At 46.2% G+C, this 19,443-nt stretch carries 18 protein-coding genes; 6 read left to right on the forward strand and 12 right to left on the reverse strand.

Annotation, left to right across the window (positions count from 1 at the left end):
* Window positions 1-112: 112 nt before the first annotated feature.
* Both DB398_RS02345 and DB398_RS02350 read right to left on the reverse strand, forming a co-directional pair.
* Window positions 113-1,621, reverse strand: coding sequence for an HmuY family protein (locus tag DB398_RS02345; RefSeq protein ID WP_108422770.1), 1,509 nt, complete (start codon window positions 1,619-1,621; stop codon window positions 113-115).
* A 5-nt stretch (window positions 1,622-1,626) separates the two neighbouring features.
* On the reverse strand, window positions 1,627-3,708 hold the full coding sequence (locus DB398_RS02350) for a TonB-dependent receptor plug domain-containing protein (protein ID WP_159076285.1): 2,082 nt from the start codon (window positions 3,706-3,708) through the stop codon (window positions 1,627-1,629).
* Window positions 3,709-3,893: 185 nt separating this feature from the next.
* On the opposite strand from DB398_RS02350, the gene DB398_RS02355 reads away from it, so the two are divergent.
* Window positions 3,894-4,814, forward strand: coding sequence for a DUF6607 family protein (locus tag DB398_RS02355; protein WP_108422772.1), 921 nt, complete (start codon window positions 3,894-3,896; stop codon window positions 4,812-4,814).
* Complete coding sequence (locus DB398_RS02360) at window positions 4,801-5,352, forward strand: FMN-binding protein (RefSeq protein ID WP_108422773.1); 552 nt, start codon at window positions 4,801-4,803, stop codon at window positions 5,350-5,352. The genes DB398_RS02355 and DB398_RS02360 overlap by 14 nt, the downstream gene beginning before the upstream one ends.
* Before the next feature lie 55 nt (window positions 5,353-5,407).
* On the opposite strand, the gene DB398_RS02365 is transcribed toward DB398_RS02360, so the two are convergent.
* From DB398_RS02365 to DB398_RS02385, 5 genes are all read right to left on the reverse strand, one after another.
* Window positions 5,408-6,133: a DUF3307 domain-containing protein gene (locus DB398_RS02365; RefSeq protein WP_108422774.1), complete on the reverse strand. Its 726-nt coding sequence runs from the start codon at window positions 6,131-6,133 to the stop codon at window positions 5,408-5,410.
* Complete coding sequence (locus tag DB398_RS02370) at window positions 6,130-6,729, reverse strand: transcriptional regulator (RefSeq protein WP_108422775.1); 600 nt, start codon at window positions 6,727-6,729, stop codon at window positions 6,130-6,132. The genes DB398_RS02365 and DB398_RS02370 overlap by 4 nt, the downstream gene beginning before the upstream one ends.
* A 214-nt stretch (window positions 6,730-6,943) precedes the next feature.
* Window positions 6,944-7,390, reverse strand: a complete 447-nt coding sequence (locus DB398_RS02375; protein WP_108422839.1) for a hypothetical protein — start codon at window positions 7,388-7,390, stop codon at window positions 6,944-6,946.
* Window positions 7,391-7,493: 103 nt separating this feature from the next.
* Window positions 7,494-7,679 (reverse strand): hypothetical protein, encoded by a 186-nt coding sequence (locus DB398_RS02380; protein WP_108422776.1) that lies wholly within the window; start codon window positions 7,677-7,679, stop codon window positions 7,494-7,496.
* A 159-nt stretch (window positions 7,680-7,838) separates the two neighbouring features.
* Window positions 7,839-10,337, reverse strand: coding sequence for a zinc-dependent metalloprotease (locus tag DB398_RS02385; protein WP_108422777.1), 2,499 nt, complete (start codon window positions 10,335-10,337; stop codon window positions 7,839-7,841).
* A 265-nt stretch (window positions 10,338-10,602) separates the two neighbouring features.
* Between DB398_RS02385 and DB398_RS02390 the strand changes: the two genes are divergently transcribed.
* Window positions 10,603-11,322, forward strand: a complete 720-nt coding sequence (locus DB398_RS02390) for a hypothetical protein (protein WP_159076286.1) — start codon at window positions 10,603-10,605, stop codon at window positions 11,320-11,322.
* A gap of 440 nt (window positions 11,323-11,762) precedes the next feature.
* On the opposite strand, the gene DB398_RS02395 is transcribed toward DB398_RS02390, so the two are convergent.
* From DB398_RS02395 to DB398_RS02415, 5 genes are all read right to left on the reverse strand, one after another.
* Complete coding sequence (locus DB398_RS02395; RefSeq protein ID WP_108422779.1) at window positions 11,763-13,193, reverse strand: SLC13 family permease; 1,431 nt, start codon at window positions 13,191-13,193, stop codon at window positions 11,763-11,765.
* 61 nt (window positions 13,194-13,254) lie between these two features.
* Entirely contained in the window at window positions 13,255-14,151 is an 897-nt protein-coding gene (locus DB398_RS02400) for a tetratricopeptide repeat protein (protein ID WP_108422780.1), read from the reverse strand.
* A gap of 10 nt (window positions 14,152-14,161) precedes the next feature.
* Window positions 14,162-15,850 carry a lysine--tRNA ligase gene (lysS, locus tag DB398_RS02405; RefSeq protein WP_108422781.1) on the reverse strand — a complete coding sequence of 563 codons (1,689 nt, stop codon included), beginning with the start codon at window positions 15,848-15,850 and terminating at the stop codon, window positions 14,162-14,164.
* Between the two features lie 65 nt (window positions 15,851-15,915).
* Window positions 15,916-16,458, reverse strand: coding sequence for a thioredoxin family protein (locus tag DB398_RS02410; RefSeq protein ID WP_108422782.1), 543 nt, complete (start codon window positions 16,456-16,458; stop codon window positions 15,916-15,918).
* 99 nt (window positions 16,459-16,557) lie between these two features.
* On the reverse strand, window positions 16,558-17,604 hold the full coding sequence (locus tag DB398_RS02415) for a response regulator transcription factor (protein WP_108422783.1): 1,047 nt from the start codon (window positions 17,602-17,604) through the stop codon (window positions 16,558-16,560).
* 95 nt (window positions 17,605-17,699) lie between these two features.
* On the opposite strand from DB398_RS02415, the gene DB398_RS02420 reads away from it, so the two are divergent.
* From DB398_RS02420 to lipB, 3 genes are read left to right on the forward strand one after another with little or no spacing between them, the layout of a single operon-like run.
* Complete coding sequence (locus DB398_RS02420; RefSeq protein ID WP_108422784.1) at window positions 17,700-17,855, forward strand: YqaE/Pmp3 family membrane protein; 156 nt, start codon at window positions 17,700-17,702, stop codon at window positions 17,853-17,855.
* 10 nt (window positions 17,856-17,865) lie between these two features.
* Window positions 17,866-18,603: a hypothetical protein gene (locus DB398_RS02425; protein ID WP_108422785.1), complete on the forward strand. Its 738-nt coding sequence runs from the start codon at window positions 17,866-17,868 to the stop codon at window positions 18,601-18,603.
* Window positions 18,604-18,635: 32 nt separating this feature from the next.
* Window positions 18,636-19,352, forward strand: a complete 717-nt coding sequence (gene lipB, locus DB398_RS02430) for a lipoyl(octanoyl) transferase LipB (protein ID WP_108422786.1) — start codon at window positions 18,636-18,638, stop codon at window positions 19,350-19,352.
* Window positions 19,353-19,443: the final 91 nt, after the last annotated feature.

Raw genomic sequence — 19,443 nt, forward strand, 5'->3', positions numbered from 1 at the left:
AACTCAAACTACACGTCAAAAAGGCGATAATGATAACAAACAATCCGGTAACTTTGAGCAGTCCGATGAGTCCATCCATTAGTTATAATGGACGGAACAATACGTTAGACGCTTACAGACGTTCGTAGGTGAACTGGAAATGTCCCCTTTCCCCTTCGGTGCTGGTATAGGCCGTAAAGTTGAGTTTATAGTAATTGCCATCGGCATCCTTCAGCACATAGTATCGGTCCGTGTTGACGACACCTCCAAAAGTATCTCTCCAACCGCTACCCACAACGGCCCTGTTGTCATACACCAAAGCGGATTCGTCCACATCGGCCATGGTGAAATTGGCATAGGTGGGTACATCTCCTTCAATGGTCACTTGGTACAGCCCTACACCGCCCAAGGTGTTGTGCACCACATAATCGGAGTAGGTCAACCCTGCCACTAGAGGGCCTTGGGATCCATAATAAGTGAATACTCCCGTGAGATTGATGTCCCATTCTTCGGTGGCAGGTTCCACGCTTACGGTTTCGCCATTGGTCAAACTAAAGGCAGTAATGTTATGGGCCGCATCTTTGGGAACGTTCACCTCGGAAAAGGCGGTGGTCTCGTTCAAATCGGCATATTGGATGGTATAGCTGTTGCCATCACTCAATATCCTTACTTTGATAATGTCCCGAAGGTCACCCGTGGTATTGATGCTTCCAGTTTCTGCTGGTTGGGTGGGGATTTCTTTTCCTAGGCTTACCAAATAAACATAGTTTTCTTCCGCGGTGGTGGATATTTCGGCAAAGGCGGTCCCTTCCAAGGTGCCTTCGGGGCTATCGGTGAACGAGATGCCTGCTTCAAGGTCTCCATATTGGTTATAGCCCACGGGCAATCCCACCAACAATTCGGCTACCGTGCTTACATTGACCGTAGAGGGTTGGAACATGGCGTCCAAGGCATTCAATTCCATAGGTTCGGGCAAGTCACTGGCTTCAGTGACCGAAAGCAAATCGGTCACCCCCGTAAGTTCCACGGCAGATACGGATAGGGAACTGTTGAGGAACACACGGTTTTCTGTGCCGTTATAGAGTCCAATTTCCCATAGGTCACGTCGCACAGCGGTCTGTATCCCAGTGCTGAAATCAAAATAGACCTGATTGGGCTGGTTGGACCCCCCGTTTTCCGTATCGATGATGCCACTGGTGGCCGCAATGGGGGTATAGCTCACCAAGGCAGAGGAGGTAGACCCTGTGGACCAATCCGCATCGCTAAAACCATCTATGGTAAAGGTGACGGACTTGGTGGTCCCCTCTATGGCATTGGTAAGCTTGTTGAAGGTGAAGCTGGCATTTGTATTGCCTGATGCCACGGGCACTGAAATGGTGCCGGAACTTCCATCGGGCGATGTGGTAAAATCTGTTCCGTATTCGGCATTGTCCCCGGAATAGGAAACGGTAATGGTGCCATTTTCCGAAGCCGCTCGGGAAAAATTCAGGACAATCTCCTTGGAAGTTTCCTCTTCGGTGGTGCTCACTGTGGCGCTGGCAAAAGTGGCCGTGAAATCGATTAGGTTTTCGCCGTCATCATCACTACAAGAACTGAGGATGAGCATCAATGCAATTGCTTTTAAAAGGATCGTTTTTTTCATTGGTTTTAATTAAAATTTAGATTGTATAAAAGTTTTAGAAAATAAGATCTCCCATTGCCGAACAAACGGCTGGAGGATACGGAAGAGCCATGGGCACCTGAAGGCACGTCCGAGGCATCCACCCGGACGATGTCGAAGATGTTCCTGGCCCCAAGGGTAATGTTGAAATTCTTGGTGATGTTGGTCCTCACCGAGGCATCCATCCACGTGAAATCATCGGTCTGCCCGATCACGGGACCGTCCGTATCGTTCAGGACCACTTGCGTCCTTCCGTTGTATTTCAATTGGGCGGACAAAGTGGTGTTGATGGAAGGGATGGTATAGCCCACGGAGGACTGCAGGTTGAAACTCCACAAATAATTGCTGTTGCTCGCCAGGGATGCGTCAATGGTCGTGGACTCCCCCAGATAGGTGGCACCCAGGGAAAGCTGCCAACGGTCCATGATCAGGGAATTTTCCAACGAAAAGCCCAGGATCTTTGAATAGTCCACATTGGCGAAGGTGAATAGGTTCCTGTCCTCCTCATCTGTGGTGATCACCGAGGCTATTTTGTCCTTGATGTCAAAATAATAGGACTTGAAAGCGGTTTTCAGCATGCTGCTTTCGCCGAGCCGAAACTTGTCCTCCAGGTTCAGGAAAATGGAAATGCCATCTTCGGGGTTTAGATCGGGATTGCCCTGCACATTGTGGTTGGAATCCACAAAGTAGAAGAAAAGCTCCTCAAAATTGGGGGCCCTGAACGCTGAGCCCAATATGGCCTTTACCTTGAAGGTGTCCGTGATGTCGTACGTGGAGGAAAGGGACCAGATGAGTTTGTTGCCGAACTGGGAATTGTTCGTGTATCGTGCTCCCGGGAAGAGGGATAACCTATCCGAGAAATTGAAATCGGCCACCCCGAAAAAATCATAGTTCTCCAAGGTGTTTTCCACCACATCGTTGGAGTACTCACCCGTGGCTATGGCATCAAAACCGGTCTGATGGGTGAACTCGTACCCCAATTGCAGGTTAAAAAAATCCGATTTGGGGACCATGTTGCCCACAAAGCCCTTGGAGTACCAAATTTCCGAGGATTGGCTAAGGTTGTCCGCTGTGTAGGATTCAATGCCCCGTTGCAGGATGTTATAAACGTATTGCTGGTAGTATCGCTTTTGGGTCTGTTGCGAAAAGGAGAGGTTATAGATGGTCTGGCCTTTGAGCGATCCGGAAATGTTGAGGTTGTTCATCACCCTTTGGGTGTCGAAAGTTTCATCAAGGGCTGTGGGCTCCACCATGCCGGTGTCGCTGTTCAGCCTTCCGGTGACATTGCGGTTATACACGGGTACGGCCTCATCATAGTATTGGAACTTGTAGAAAATGTTGTGCTTGCCAAGAGCAGTGTTGAGGTTTCCGAAGGCGGTGAACTGTTCTTTGGGGTTCCATTCCATGCCCCGAAGTCCATCATTGACCACGGTGTTGTCCTGTATGTTCACATAATTTCTGCCTTGATAGCCATTATGGAAACCCGCAAAATCATTTCTGGAACCGCCTATGGAAATACTGGTCTTTTCGCTGAGTTGATGGCTCAACTTTGCATTTTGGATATGACGGCCCTTATCGAACCATTCATATTCATCGCCCACCGTTTCTTCTTGGACGGACAATTGAAGTTGCCATTTGGTATGGTCCAGTCCCCGTTTGGTAACGATGTTGATGACCCCGGCCACGGCATTGTCCCCATAGAGCACGCCCATGGAACCTTCCACGATCTCAATCCGTTCCACATCTTCCAGGTTGATCTGTGTGATGTCTATATTGTTGCCCATGCCATTGTCGCTGGCCATGGGAATGCCGTCGATGAGCACTTTTACATATTGTCCATCCAGACCGAACATGCTGATGGTGGACCTTCCTGTGGATGGGTCGGGGGTGACCGTGATGTTGAGGTTGTAGTTAAGGATATCCGCAAGGTTGTTCCCGGCCACTTTGGCAATATCCCTTTGATCCAGGACACCCACGGCAAAAAGTTTTTTGCTGAGCGACATCACCTGGCTTTCCCCGGTGACCACCACTTCATTAAGGTTTTGCATGGACATGGAGTCTTTTTCCATGGTGTTTTTTTCTTGGGCGTGACCTATCGCGCAGATAAAGAGGGAAGTAATAAGGAAACCCTTATATTTATTTAGACTCATTCTATATAATTGTTGGGGCAAATATATATTTTATTTTAATTCAATCTAAATAAGTTTAGTATTTTTGTACTTTAACATTCTGAAAACAACTAACAGATACCCGTATGAAAAAATCGATTATTTTCTTGATGCTCTTGGTAGGAGGGGCCTCAATGACACATTCACAGGAAAAGAAGGAACTCGACCGAAAGTCCATCATGGACATGTGCGGTTGTTACGAGGTCACGTTTAAATATACCGAGACTTTTGCCCCGGAAATCGACTATGAGAAAAAGCTGGACTACACTTCCAAGGCTTTGGAGCTTGCCTTGCCCATCATAGATGAGGAGAACAAAATATCCCTGCAACATTTGTTGGTGATCAATGACAGTACGGTGATCAAGCACTGGAGACAGGATTGGTTGTTCGAGAACCAGAAGGTATTCCACTACAATGGTGGAAATAGCTGGAACTTTACCCAGTTGCCTGCCGATGCCGTGAAGGGGCAATGGACCCAAAAGGTATACCAAGTGGATGATAGCCCAAGGTATTCCGGTTCTTCCACATGGGTGCACTATGATGGAAAGCATTTTTGGGAGAACACGAGCGATTCCCCACTGCCCCGAAGGGAGTATTCCAAGCGGAGCGATTACAATGTGATGGCTAGGGGCAACCGACAGGAAATCACTTCCTATGGATGGTTGCACGAGCAGGACAACGATAAGATCATTCGCGAAGAAGGTGCGGAAGATGTATTGTTGGCGCAAGAGAAAGGGTTCAATATCTACAAAAAGGTAGCCGATGCAGATTGTAAGGTGGCTACGGACTGGTGGGCAGCCCACAAAGATTTTTGGGCCAAGGCACGTGCCGCTTGGGACGAGGTCTATGAAAGGGAAGGTGACCTAACGCTTCTGAAGCAAGTGGATGGGCAGCCGTTGTTTGTGCAGTTCTATAGCTTGGAAGAGAAAAATGCGGACAAAGGGCAGATCTTAAATGTGATCAACAGCTTTGTTTCGGAGAAAAAAGGGGAAAATGCAGGTAAATAAGTTGAGGCTTCCCGGTTTGATGGCACTTTGTACGGTCTTTTTCTTTCTGGGCTTCAAGGCGGAAAAGATTTCCCCAAAGCTGAAGGAGAAGTTGGACAATGCGGTGCTGACCACATTTGAGGTAGAGGGCTTTACTTTGGAATTGATGGCCGTGGACCCCAAACTGAACCAAAAAACGCCATCGGAATTGGGAGGGGACAATCTTTTCAAGGTGATTGGCAATGGTTCCATCCTAGGCTATGCCTATTTGGGCGAGGCCCCGAGCATGAAGAACATTTTTGATTATGTGGTCCTTTTCAATCCGGATCTGAGCATCAAAAAATCAAAAATATTGATATACCGTGAAGATCATGGCCGCCAAGTGGGCAGTCAGCGATGGCTGAAACAGTTCATCGGCAGAAAATCAGGCGAAAGCTTGGCTTATGGCGAGGACATTGATGGGATTTCCGGGGCAACGATCTCCGCAAAATCCATGACCTTGGCGGTGAGCAATATCTTGGAAAGTATGCAGGTGTTGCAGGAAAATAAAGTGTTTTGACCAAGTAGGTTCATTTAATTCGGAAAGGCCGTTCCATATTGGGGCGGCTTTTTTTTTACATACTTTCCGAGAGATGGATGAACAACATACCGGATAGTATGGCCAATCCAAAGCTCAAAAGGGTACCGATGAGGACATATTCCGTCAGTTTTCGATTTTTGCCCTTGTTCAGGTCACCAAAACGGAACACGGACTTGGCCGCGATGAGCAACCCGATGGCCGCCCATTGTTGTATCAAGATGAATCCAAAGACAAAGAGTCGCTCCAGCATACCGATATAGGTGCCGGCATTTTTCAACGAGCCGCCCTCACCCGATTCATCTTCCTTCGCAATTTCATCAATATAGGGTGCAAGCAGCATCCGCATGATGATGCCGGACACAAAGGTGACAAACACCAGAAATGTGGCCAGCAAAAGGCTTTTCTCTCCCCAAAGACCTGAAAGATCCAATGGGAATGGTTCAATCCAGTACACGATGGCCGCAATGACCAAAAGGTGCAATGCCTGGTCCACGACGAACAACCACCGATAGTTTTTTGGGTTGGTGAGGTAAATCTTTCCCAGATCGATGAGAAGGTGTGTCACCACAATACAGGCCACGGCACCCAAATACCGGAACTGGAGGATGAGCAACAGCGCCAATAAATGAACCCCGATGTGAAAATATAGATATTTGGATCTTCCTTTCTTTTGAAGTTTGTCGGCTACCCAACGGGCAGGTTGCAGTACAAAATCCCCTATAAAATGGGCCAAAAGGAGTTTTAGGACGAGTAGTGTCATAAGTGGACGAGTTGGGTTTTGTAAAAATCGATCATTTTTTGCACTTCGTCAAAACCTGCCTTTTTCAGTTCCTCGCTGATGTTTCCCTGCGATTTGCCGAGCAACGATGCCAGCTCCCTTTGGTTCATGTCCGGATTTTCGATGGCACTTTTCACCGTTTTTGAGATAGCGGGCGTCCAGTTGTCCATGGTCAACAAGGCCAGTTCCAAAAGGAGATTGATGTGCCCATCAAAGTCGGTATGGGACGTTTTTAGGGCCAGGTTCTGTTTTTTTAGGTTTTCGAAGCACTTGCCCGAATATACAAAAGCTTCCCCATTGGATTCTGTGATCTTTTCTGCGTCGTATGTCTTTTCGCCCAGGCCTATGGCTATCCTGACATCCATTTGACGTACCTGTTTCAGGCAGGCCTTTATATACAGGGCGGCTTCCAGTGCCTTTTCCGGCTCGGTCTGCAATTGAAAACTATCGCCTCTATAGATTTCCCAATCAGAAGGTTCGTTGCCATAGCGATCTAGGGCCTGCTTCAAGACGGGCAGCCATTCGGAGGTCTTGTGTTCCGTGGAATTTTTGATGTCACCTGTGAGTACTGCTATCATTGGATTCTTATAAAATATCCGTCAAAATACAGATAATTTAAAATATCTGTTTATTTACAGATAATCAAATATATCTGTTTATTTGCAGATAATCAAATATATGTGAAAGAAATCTGGGACGAACGTACATCGGCGACCTTGGATTGAAACAGACCTAAAAAAAAGAAGCCGCGACCATGGCTCGGCGCGGCTCCTCAAAAATCAACAAAAAACATTATCCTCTGCTCCCTCTCGGCTGCATTCTCTTTTTGCCATGCATGGCTTTTTGTTTTTTCATCTTTCTCCAGGTCTGGTACTGATCGGCATCCAATATTTCCTTCATTTTGCCCTGGAGGGCAATTTGGTGGTCCAACCGGGCATTTTCCATTTGGAACCTTTCTTCGGAAGTGGGTTTTTGCCATTCACCACTTTCCCTTTTCGCTTTCATTCCTTCCCATTTCTCCTTGCGCGACTTGGCCTCGTCCAACTGGAGCTTCATTATTTTTTCCTGTTGGGCCTTGGTAAGGTCCAGGGCCAAGGTCATTTTTTTGGTCTGTAACGTGGCCATCTGTTCTGCGGTCAGGTCCATTTTTGGACTTTTTCGAGATTTAGGGCCATCATTTCTTTGGGCTACCACACCAAGACTGGTGAGCAACAACACCATTACTGCTAATCGTTTCATATGCTTCATTTTAATGATTTGTTCCTTGGACGGAGATATGGTCCATCGGTTTAATCACAAAAGCATGAATTGGGACACTTTTAACAATGGTGGTTGGGAAAAACTATTTGCTTTCCTCCTTAAGGTCTTGTGGATTTTCCAAATCTTCAGCATCGTGGAACTCAGCCTCTACGTAGGTTTTGGAATTGAAATCGTCTTGGAATCGGTCTTGCTGCTCCACTTCGTAGTAGATGATGGAGGCAATCACAAAACAGGAAAAATAAATGAGGCTTTTAGTTTTGTAGGTCATGATGTGATGATTTGGGAATACTAAGGTAATAAAACCATTTCACAATCAGACTGCTATGTTGCGAAACCACTTATTTTATATGTGAAAATGGAAAAAAAGAAGGTGTAGCCGGGTTTTAAACCAACTACACCTTTATGGGATAATTTCCTACAGGGAAATCTATTTTGGATCTAAGATTTGATCAATGCGTTCCAAGGCATCTTGAAGATGGTATCGGCTCATGGCATCCGAGGTACGGGAAAGTCCATTTCGGATGTCCCTTTTCAGATTGTTCAGCTCTCCTCTGGCCACGGAACGGATGTCCGATTGGCTCGCATTGATGGCCGTAGACTTACGGTACCCACCAAAATCTTCCTGTTTTTCCTGGCTCTCGGCGGTCATAAGGTAGCCCAAGCGATCAATGTGCGCTTTTTGAAGGTTCCTTCTGTAAGTGTCTATCGCTTTTCCGCTTCGGGTCTCGGACCAAATTCCATTGCGGAGGTCCTGCATCATTTCAAGGATTCCATAGGCATCTTTTCCGTTGATGGTCTCGTTTTCGATGACCCTGGCCAATTTGCCCATTTGTAACATGGTGTTGAGATAGGTTTCTTGCACAGAACGGATGCGCTCCAACGATCCTGAATATTGGATCTTGTTGAAAATGTTCTGGTCGATCAACCATTCAGGCGTGGTAAAAAGCTGCTCCTGCATGAATTTCATGCTGTTCTTCTGGTGAGCCTTGCTCACGTGGGTATAAACAGCACCTTCCTGATCGGCCGTTTTGTGGTATTCGTAAACACCACCTATATTATTGGACACATGGCCCATGTACCTTTGGAACTGTGAAACGACCTGACCGTATAGAATGCCCAGGTTATCATAGTTCTCACCAGCTTCGGTGGTCCATTCCATAAGGTTGGGTACAATGCGCTTCAGGTTGGCAATACCATACATACTTGCCTTGATGGCGTCGTCGCCAAGGTCCTCGGTCTGTGAACTGGGATCGTGGATGTCGCCCACTTGTTGGTGGCCAAATCGGTACATGGGATCACCGGCATGGTCCAAGATCCAACTGTTCAGAATGGGTTTTTCCTCCTCTGCGGTCTTATCCAAAATGGGTCGGTAACCCCAGCTGATGGAGTATTTGTCGTACACGCCGATATTGGGCATCAGGGCAACTCCATCGTCACCGGGCTGGGCCACATAATTGAACCGTGCATAGTCCATAATGGAAGGAGCTGTGCCATTTTTCTGGGTGAAACTTGCCGAACGCAAGGAATCCACAGGATAGGCAACACTACTGCCCATGTTGTGCGGTAGTCCCAAGGTGTGTCCTACTTCATGGGAAGAAACAAAGCGGATCAGCCTGCCCATGATGTCAGTTTTGAACTCTACTTTTCTGGCCTCTGGGTTGATGGCTGCAGTTTGGACAAAATACCAGTTGCGCAGCAAGGTCATTACATTATGGTACCAATTGATGTCGGATTCCAAGATCTCACCACTTCTGGGGTCGCTCACGTGGGGTCCATTGGCGTTGGGAATGGGGGAAGCCAAGTATCGGACCACAGAATACCGCACATCCTCTGGGGACCACTCTGGGTCTTCTTCGGGTGATGGGGGATCTTTGGCGATGATGGCGTTCTTGAAGCCTGCGGCTTCAAAGGCTACCTGCCAGTCCTCGATACCTTGTTTGATGAAAGGAACCCATTCTTTTGGGGTGGCACGGTCTACATAATATACGATGGGCTTTTTGGGCTCCACAAGCTGCCCGGCCTTGAATTTTTCAATGTCCTCATCCTTGACCTCCAATCTCCAGCGGTCCAGATAGGTCACTGTTTTACTCTCTTGGGCATCCAGGCCATAATCCACCTGTCCTCTGGCAAACCAGCCCACGCGTCGGTCAAAATAGCGACGTTTCATAGGTTCTTTGGGCAAAAGGATCATGGAGTTGTTGATCTCGATGGAAATGGAACCCAAACTGGAGTTGCTCGGTGGGTCACTGGATGCATAGGTTTTCACGTGGCGTGCCTCTATGTTCAGCGGGTAACTTTTGATGGACTCGATATAGCTCCTTTCATTGTCCAATCGGGTGACCTTGTAACGTTTGCGGTAACCATCAGGAAGTCCCAGGGCGTTCACATCTTTGGTGAACATGGGGTCCACTTCAATGACCGTGGCGGGGTTCAACGAATCCTTTTTGTTGAACGCCTTGATGTCAAAAGCATAAAGCACGGGCTCAAAATTGGAATTGACCACGGCCTCGTGCACAGGGAGCGAATCGGCGGCCACATTTTCGTAGGATGCGACACGCAAAAGGATCTGCTTGGGCCTTTTTTCCCAACGCAATACCTGGGTGTTGATCTTGCCCCCACCAAAACCAATGCCCGTGGCGGTCTTGGAGATACGGGTCACCATCAGCATTTCCCGGTTCAATAGGGAATCTGGGATTTCATAGTAAAATTTATCATCGACCGTGTGGACACTGAAAAGACCGGTGTCCGTTTTGGCCTCTTTGGTGATGACCTTTTCGTAAGGTTGGATTTCCCCGGGCTTGGGTTTTTCCTCCTTTTTTTGTTCAGTGGCTTTCTTTTTCTTTTTGAAAAGTTGGGCCTCCGCGGTGTGGTAAGAGCCCAACAAAGCAATCAAAACGAGTAGTTGAGGTAGAATTCTTTTTATCATTAGATGTTAGTTTGGATAAGTAAAAGCCTTCAAAGAACCTAAAAATGATCAAAACATACTGTTAAATAAATATTAACGAAGATTTTTTTACAGAAAAATGAAACCTTCGGGAGTCCTGCGTTTTATTGGCACTCCCCGTTGAAACCCCACCTATTGCTGGGCTGATGGCGAATCGGTTTTTCGTTAAAAGATCGTAAATGCTGTAACAATTCGAAATGTACATAGTCTTATAAGCATATCATCAATCAAAAAATTCAATCAAAAAATGAACAAGTTATTAATCATCTATGGTAGTGTTCTATTGTGTAGTTCCGCCATGGCAAACGACCAACAGAAAACCGGGGTTGTACAGGACAGAACTGAGGCCGCCGGTACATTAGAGAACAATTTTATGGCACTGAACATTGGTGCTGATTGGAGTGGATCAACTGAAGAGATGTCCGATTGGACCTATGAGTTGAATTTGAATGAAATAGATTATATAGAGGAAGAGCCGGAAATAGACCTCGGTTTTGATACCTCGGATTATCTTCCAAAGGATTTTAATCCCTATGCAAGCTATTTTGATTTGAATTCCGTCATATACCTCGAAAATGAAGTTGAACCAAGTCTAGGATTTGATACCCGAAAATATCTTCCTGCAGATTTTGACCCTTATTCCGATGTGGTGGATGTACATTCCATCAACTATATGGAAGATGAGGACATGGACCTCGGTTTCAATACTTGGGACTACCTGCCCGAAGGTTTTTCACCCTATGAGGTGTATGTAGATCTAAAATCCATCCCCTATGTCGAGGACGATATCGAACTCGAACTGGGATTGGACAGCACTTACGAACTTCCTGCAGATTTTGACCCATACACCAGTGTGGTGGCCATAAGCGGCATCAACTATATGGAAGACGAGGAAATAGATTTGGGCTTCGATACGTCAAAGTATCTCCCTGAAGGTTTTGATCCATACTCAGGGTCAATACAGTAAAATGTTCTTCATTTTACAACTTATTTGAGTTAGCTGAAAAAACCCCTCGACCGAGGGGTTTTGTTTTTTCAAACCTCTTTTTGATAGGTAGCCTGTTGGTTAACAAAAAAATAACACCGTTTTGTTCAATATGATGAACTGTAACAAAAAAGAGACATCATTGCGAAATGTGTAATATGAAGGCCTTTTTGAAATGTATTTTTTAACATATTTCAATCTGAGATGAGATATGTTTCGAATATGATTTTTTGAGCTTCGTTAACAAAAGGCTAATTATATTAATTTTTACACGAAGTGATTATACCTTTGTATCATCAAAGAGCTGGTCCCATACCAGCGTTGATAAGAGTGAATAACGTAAGGTTGAGTTAGTTTCTTACATTTTTTTGAGTTAGTTAGTTTGTGAATGGCCCCTCTGGACGGAGGGGCCATTTATTTTTTTAGAACAGTACGGGAATCACGAACTGGAAGGTCAAGACCAAAAGGACCACGGCAATCAGGTTGAGGATGACCCCGACCCTGGCCATTTGAGGGATTTTCACATACCCACTGGCGAACACGATGGCGTTTGGTGGTGTGGCCATGGGTAGCATGAAGGCGCAACTACTGGCAATGGTGACAGGGACCAACAAATATAGAATGGGTATGTCCAAACCTATGGCAATACCAGCCACAACGGGTGCCAACACGGCCACTAGGGCCACATTGCTCATCAGTTCCGTCATAAAAAGCATCAACAAAATCAATAAGGTGGCCGTGAAGAGGATAGTGATCTCACTTTGTGCAATGGCGTTGGCCACCATGTCCACGATGCCACTGGTGGACATTCCCTCGGCAAGAGCAAGTCCGCCGCCGAACAATATCAAAATGCCCCAGGCCAATTTGGAAGTGTCTTTCCATTCAATGATGAAATCTCCTTTCTTCATATTGTAGGGCACAGCGAAGAGCGTGATTGCCGCAAAAATGCTGATCATGGTATCGGTAAGGCCCAATTGGGGGAAAATATTGTTGATCAAGGTCCTAAAGATCCAAAGGAACACGGTGATGCCAAATATGATCAGGACCATCTTTTCCTTTCCTGAAGTAGGTCCCAGTTTCTCAAGCTCGGTATGGATCACTTCTTTGGAGGCATTGAATTTGAGCCCTCGACTGGGGAACATCCATTTCACCAGGACCAGATACGAAATACCGATCATGATGATGGAAAATGGCAGGCCGATGGTCATCCACTTCAAAAAGGAGATTTCAATATTGTATTCGTTTTCCAAAAGGCCGATCAAGACGGAGTTTGGAGGTGTCCCGATCACGGTCGCAATTCCTCCTGCATTGGCCGAAAAGGCAATGCCGAGCATCACGCTCAGGGCAAAGTTCTCATCGTTCTTGGTGAAACCGTCCGCATCATTGATCAACAGGTTGATCACGGACAGGGCTATGGGCAGCATCACCACGGTACTGGCGGTATTGCTGATCCACATGCTCAAGGTCGCCGTGGCGATCATGAACCCCAAGATGACCTTGTTGGGCGTGGTCCCCGTCAGTCGGATGATGTTCAGGGCGATCCGTTTGTGCAGATTGACCTTTTCCAAGGCTAGGGCCATCACAAACCCACCAAAGAAGAGGAACACGATGGGGCTGCCATAATTGGCGCCTACCTCTGCAATGGGCAAAATCTTCAGGATGGGCAATAGGATCAAGGGCAAAAGTGCTGTTACCGATATGGAGACCGCCTCGGTGATCCACCAGATCAGCATCCAGATGGCGACCGAAATTACGGGGTCCCCTTTTTCCGAAACCAGTTCGAAGGGTAAATTGTTCAATATCAAGAAAGCGACGGGCCCAAGAACGAGCCCTATTTTTTTGCTTAGTTCCATATGGGATTCTAAGCTATTAATTTTGAATGAAACACTAAAAATCCAATACTAAAAACTTAGCTTATTCTTCACAATATCTTTCTATTAGGATCTTTGGGTCTTCAATATCCCATATGTTTTTCCATTCTTCCTTGAAAATATATCCATTGTCCAAAGCCTTTTTCCAGTAAACACATGCTGAATCTATCTGATTCATTTTAAGATATGTATTGGCTTTGCCATTTAAGGAAAACACTTTGTTAGGGTCAATTTCGAGAGCTTTTTCATAATAATTCAAGGCACTATTATGGTAATTTAATCTTTGGAGAGAATTACCTAGATTGTTTAAATGGTCTGGATCGTTAGTTCCAAATTCTAGCCCATCTAACAAGTAAATTGTGGATTCTAAAAAATCTTGACGAAGGTAGAGATTGTAGCCTAGGTTATTGTAAATTTCTCCTTGAGTACTTTCATGTAGTGTGTGACCCAAATCTTGTTTTAATTTGGAAATAAGTATGGCGTCTTTATATAGCCTGATTTTATCTTCTACATTTTCAGATATATAGTAGGCATATTGGCTAATAATATATTCATTGATTGGCTCAAGCTGATATGCTCTGGAAATATATCTTTTACCTTGAATCACACTGTCAATCTTGAAAAGGTTTTTTCCGATATTAGCTAAATTTAGAGCATTATCTGGATATATTTCTTCGTGTTTCCTGTAAAATTCAATTGCTCTTTTGTAGTCTTTATAATGATTGGCATATACACCACCTTTCATTTGCCATGCATAGGCATTTTTCGGATTTACTTTTAAAAGAGAGTCGATTATTTTTAAGCCAATTTCAAAATTTCCTTTATCCAGCGCTACCCTAGCTATATCTAGGTCATGAAAATCTTTTTCATCATTAGTTTGGGAGTAAGATAAAGTTGCGCAAATGAAGGTTAAGCTTAAAAATAAATAGCGGATAGACATGATCAGACCTTTATTTCAAACGGGCGAAAAGACCATCCTCCGTTTTGGAGACCTCAAAAATGCCCAGCTTGGCCAAGTTTTTGGTGCTCTTGTCCCATTTTTTACCGCTCAAACCACTCTTGTCCTTCAGTTCGCCCAATGGCATTTGGCCAACAGGTTTCAATAGGTCCATGATGATTTTTTCCTCTTCGGAAAGTTCCACCTTTTTCTTTTCAGGACGCATTTGCGGGAAGAACAACACTTCTTGGATGGAGGAGTTGTTGGTCATCAACATCACCAAACGGTCTATCCCGATACCAATTCCAGAAGTTGGGGGCATGCCATACTCCAAGGCCCTAAGGAAATCCTGATCGATGAACATGGCCTCATCATCCCCTTTTTCGGAAAGTTTCAATTGATCTTCAAAACGTTCCCGTTGATCAATAGGGTCGTTCAGCTCGGAATAGGCATTGGCCAACTCCTTACCGTTCACCATCAGTTCAAAACGTTCCGTGAGCTTTGGGTTGTTGCGGTGCTCTTTCGTCAATGGGCTCATTTCCTTCGGATAGTCGATGATGAAGGTAGGCTGTATGTAGTGGTGCTCACATTTTTCGCCAAAAATCTCATCGATCAATTTGCCCACGCCCATGGTATCATCTACCTCAATGCCCAATGCTTTGGCCGTATTTCGAAGCTCATCCTCAGCCATACCCGCCACATCGTGGCCCGTGTGTATTTTGATGGCTTCCAGGATGGGGACCCTAGGATACGGGGCCTTGAACTCGATATCGTGCGCACCCACCTTGACCTTGCTGCTTCCAGTGGCATCCACGGCCACTTTTTCCAACAGTTTTTCGGTGGTGTCCATCATCCAGTTGTAATCTTTATAGGCTACGTAAAGCTCCATTACGGTAAACTCGGGGTTGTGGGTGCGGTCCATTCCCTCGTTGCGGAAATCCTTGGCAAACTCATATACACCGTCAAATCCACCCACGATCAATCGTTTTAGGTATAGTTCGTTGGCAATACGGAGGTACAAAGGAATGTTCAGCGCATTGTGGTGGGTCAAAAATGGACGTGCCGCGGCACCACCTGGAATGGGTTGCAAAATGGGAGTTTCCACCTCCAAATAACCCTTTGCGTTGTAAAACTCGCGGATGCTATTGGTGATTTTGGTCCTTTTGATGAAGGTGTCCTTCACCTGGGGGTTCACCACAAGGTCCACATATCGTTGGCGGTATCGAAGTTCAGGGTCGTTGAAGGCATCGTGCACGGTTCCGTCCTCATCTACCTTTGGTAGGGGAAGGGGGCGCAACGATTTGCTGAGCAGGGTGAAGTTTTTCACCATCACCGTTTGTTCGCCTACTTGGGTGGTGAACAGTTCGCCTTCCACACCGATGATGTCACCGATGTCAAATAATTTTTTATAGACCTCATTGTATAGGTCTTTGTCGTCCCCGGGGCAGATCTCGTCCCGGTTAAAATAGACCTGAATGCGCCCCTCACTGTCCTGAAGTTCGGCAAAGGATGCCTTGCCCTGGATCCTGCGGGACATCAACCTACCGGAAATCACCACCTTTTTCCCTTCCTTAAAATCATTCTTGATGCCCTTGGTCGTGGCATCCACAGGATATAATGCTGCGGGATAGGGGTCGATGCCCATTTCCCTGAGTTTGGTCAATTTTTCCCTTCGAACGATTTCTTGTTCCGATAGTTGCATAGTCTGTAAAAAAATTAAAGCGCAAAATTACACTTTTGCGCTTTAATTCTTGGCCTTGACCAGTTTTAATATGCATAATTGGGGGTGTAGGACTTTTTTAGGAGGATCTGGGCCATGTCCTCCTCCAAAGTTTCCAACGGACTTTCCACGATACGGTTGACCTCCTTTCCGTCCTTAAAAAAAATCAGGGTAGGCACTTTGATGATGTTCAGCCCCTTTTCCTCACCCGTGGGACTCTTTTTATAGTGATCTTGTCGGCGGTCGAGCGCAATGATCTCCAGTTGGTCCATCGGGAACTGGGCCGTTTCCAAAATTTTGATGATCCTGGGGACTTCCCTTTTGCTGTCGCCGCACCAAGTGCCCAAAAAGAGTTTGATGTCGTATTTGGTCAATTTCTTTTTGAACAGGTTCAGCACGGTCTCGTCCACAGTGTAGTCGTTATGACCCTTATGGAACCAATTGTTATACGGCTCGGATTGCAATCCTTTCAGATTGATTTTCCCGACCAACAATTTTTGGTCGTTTTCCAGTTCGATTTCTTGGTTGAATTCTTGTGCCGAAACAACGGCAATGCATAGCATAAGTAGTGTTGTTAAAATGTGTTTCATGATTTTCCAGATGTATGATTAGGCCGGAAAATTCCATAAAAACGAGGCTTGGAAGCGGTTTGTGAAGGTGGAAATGGGTTCTAGACCGGGGGTTGAAATTTACTTTTTGAAGAGGATGACAATCTCTTCGCGGGACGAAATGTCCAGCTTTTTGTAGAGGTTGTTGATGTGTGTCTTCACCGTGCTCAGGCTCACGAAAAGTTCGGTGGCGATCTCCTTGTTGCTCTTGTCCATTAGGATGAGCTGCACAATTTTTTGTTCCTGCGGGGTGAGTCTTTGGAAAAGGGAATTGCCCTTGGTTTTGGCCGTTTTTTTTCGGTTCAGGAGAAAATAGACATTACCCAGAAGGGAGAGCAAAAGAAGGATGAGAACGGGCCATTTCCATTGCAGGGATTTGGGTTTGTTGAAGTTCGCCAGTTCTTGGTCCGTACTGATTTCCGCAAGATATTCCTGGGTGAAACTGGAATTGGGGTAGACGGATTGCAATCTTTCGGAAAGGCGGTCGTAATAATCTGTCCTGCCCAAGTTTTGAAGATAGAAACCATAGGTTTCGTTCCTTTTGTCCGATAAAAAATCATAGATGAAGAGCTCTGCCAGCGGTTCTTGGGACGTTTTCCCAAAGTTCTGGAGAACATCGAACCATTTTTCGAGGTTCAGTTTTTTGTTCGCCTCGCTGTGATACTCCATAAAATCATAGGCCATTTGTTCCTTCAACAGTTGCACTTCCAACAGCAGGGAAGAGTTCGGGTTGGTGGATGCAATGGTGCAGAGGGCCTGGTTCTCAAAGGAAGTGGGAAATTGTACCGTATCCTTGTTATTGGCAATGAAAAGAACACTCTTGCTGTTGTTGCACTGTCCCAAAAAATGCTGGGCGCCTTCTTCGGAGCAGCCATCCACATGGATGCGATAGATACGGTTGTCCGTTTTTAAATTGTTCCCTTCAAACTGGAAATGGCCCAGGGAATCCACAATGCTCTTCTTCACTATCTGGTCCAGATACACGCGGGACGATTTGCGGTAATCCTCCACCACGGACAAGTAGATGGGACTGCCTGCATTTTCCTTGGAAACCTCCCCGGAAAAATGGTATTGGGCCATTAGGACAGTAGTGTTCAGAAAAAGCAGGACTAGGACAAAAAAACGCATGTTTCGTTCAAAAGTGTTCCTAAAAGTAATGGTTTTATGTAACAAAAGACCCAAAACGGCTACTTATAGGTATCATCAATCAAAATCAAAAAATCATGAGCTTCTGGCGTGTTTTGCTGGCCATACTTTTTCCTCCCCTTTCGGTGATCGGGAAAGGTTGTGGGTCTTTTCTTATTGTATTACTTTTGACGCTGTGCGGATGGGTTCCCGGTGTGATCGGGGCATTGGTCATCCTCAACAAAGCGAACTAAAGAAACCACCATGAAAAAAATCCAAATCTTGATAGGGGCCATCATCCTTGGCCTGGCCATTTCCTGTAATTTCACTGAAGAAATCCATTTGAAAGAAGATGGCTCGGGCAAACTGTCCATCAATTTTGATGGGTCGGAACTGATGCAAATGGCAGGGGAAGAAATGGCAAAGACCAACGAAAAGGCCGTGGATTCCATCATCTCCTTCAAGGAATTGTTGGAAGAGCGCAAGGACAGTATTGCCCAATTGTCGCCGGAAGAGCAGGCCAAGTTGAAGCGTTTGGAGCCTTTCGACCTTCGAATGGTGATGAACCCGGAGGAAAAAGTAATGACCTTTGACCTGTTCAGCGACTTTACCAACATCAGTGAGATGAACGATGCCTTCAACACCTTTCAAGAGGCCAGCCTGATGGGTTCCAGCAAGACCCAACAGCCAACGCCTGTCCCTGCATCGGAACAATCCACCGAAGTGAACTACACGTTTGCCAAGAACAAGTTTACCCGCACCGCCAAGATTGTGGACCAAGAGCTTTTCCAAAAGAGTATGGACAGCTTGCAGGGCGCGGAAATGTTCCTTTCGGGATCTACCTATACGCTCAAATACCATTTCCCAAAAAGGGTGAAATCCACCACTTTGGAGGAGGCTACCTTCAGTGCCGATGGGAAGACCTTGATCTATGAGATCAGTTTCCTGGAGCTGATGAAGAACCCTTCCTTGCTGGATCTTGAGGTGGAGTTGGAGGACTAGTTTTCCTCCGCAGGGCTTCGTATCTTTGTGGGATGAACAAGAAAGTTGCCCTACAGGACCTCGGCCATAAGGAGTATAAAGAAACTTGGGACTACCAAGAGGCCCTCTTCAAGGCCATTGTGGACACCAAGATCCGAAACCGGCGGGAGGCTGCCGGACTGGAGACCCCGAACCATTTTCTTTTCGTGGAGCATCCGCATGTCTATACCTTGGGCAAGAGCGGGGACATGGGCAATTTGCTGGTGGACGAAAAAGCCCTGGAGGCCAAGGGAGCCACGTTTTATAAAATCAATAGGGGAGGGGACATTACCTACCACGGCCCCGGGCAGATTGTGGGCTACCCCATTCTGGACCTTGACAACTTTTTTACGGATATCCATAAATATTTACGGTTTTTGGAGGAAATGGTGATCCTGACCCTTGCGGAATATGGCCTGAAGGCCGAACGCTCAGAAGGGGAGACCGGGGTATGGCTGGATGTGGGCACTCCCTTTGCCCGAAAGATCTGCGCCATGGGCGTGCGCGCGAGCCGCTGGGTGACCATGCACGGTTTTGCCCTCAACGTGAACGCCGACCTGGGCTATTTTGACTTGATGATTCCCTGTGGTATCAAGGACAAGGCCGTGACCTCCCTGAATGTGGAACTGGGCCAAAAAGAAGTGGATGTGGAAGAAGTGAAAGCCAAGCTGCTAAAGCACTTTGCCACTCTTTTTGAAGCGGAGCTGGTGAGGGAAACGGCTGGGGTTTAGTTTTTTATCTTTTTTCTTACTAACTTCACTTATATGTCACCTAAGCGTCATTAAAATGGTGTTTAGCTCAATAGTCGTGCTTAATTATAAG

It is taken from the genome of Flagellimonas amoyensis, assembly GCF_003058265.1.
In the GTDB taxonomy this organism is placed as follows: Bacteria; Bacteroidota; Bacteroidia; order Flavobacteriales; family Flavobacteriaceae; genus Flagellimonas; species Flagellimonas amoyensis.